Here is a 674-nt window from a genome sequence, read left to right on the forward strand (position 1 = left end):
CGCCCACCCCGAACCCCCGGGGCTCATGGTAGGCAGGGGGCGTGGACCTGGACGCGCTCCGCCGTGAGCAGCACAAGCTCCGGCTCTCGTGGATGCCGTGGCTCTATTTCTCCCTCAAGCCGCGCCACCGCGAGTGGGCGGACGCGTGGCAACGCGAGGTGCAGGAGCGCCTGCGTGAGCTGGAGACCGTCGAAATCGCCGAGGGCTGCTTCATCGCCCCGGAGGCGCGCATCTTCGCCGAGCCCGGCCGCGCGGTCGTCATTGGCCCCGGGTGCAGCATCGCCGCGGATGCCTTCGTCCACGGCCCCGTCGTCCTCGGGCCCCGGGTGAGCCTCAACGCCCGCGTGAGCCTGGACGGCGGCGCCGGCGGCATCCGCATCGGTGAGGGCACCCGCATCGCCACCGGCGCCACCCTCTATGCCTTCGACCACGGCCTCGCCCCGGACCGCCCCGTGCGAGACCAGCCCGTCACCTCCCAGGGCATCACCCTGGGCGCGGATGTGTGGATAGGTGCCAACGCGGGCGTGACGGACGGCGTCACGGTGGGGGACCACGCCGTGGTGGCCATGGGCGCCGTCGTCACTCGCGACGTGCCTGCCTGGGCCGTCGTCGGTGGGGTGCCCGCCCGTGTGCTCGGGGACCGTCGCCAGCGCCACCGCTCGGGGGCTCCGGGC

At 74.2% G+C, this 674-nt stretch carries 1 protein-coding gene; it reads left to right on the forward strand.

The window, feature by feature from the left end; genetic code table 11:
- Positions 1 to 41: 41 nt before the first annotated feature.
- Positions 42 to 674, forward strand: a 633-nt coding sequence (locus tag HR086_RS47310; protein WP_174468956.1) for an acyltransferase, incomplete at its 3' end; no start/stop codon positions are given.

This window comes from Myxococcus sp. CA039A, from assembly GCF_013336645.1.
In the GTDB taxonomy this organism is placed as follows: Bacteria; Myxococcota; Myxococcia; order Myxococcales; family Myxococcaceae; genus Myxococcus; species Myxococcus llanfairpwllgwyngyllgogerychwyrndrobwllllantysiliogogogochensis.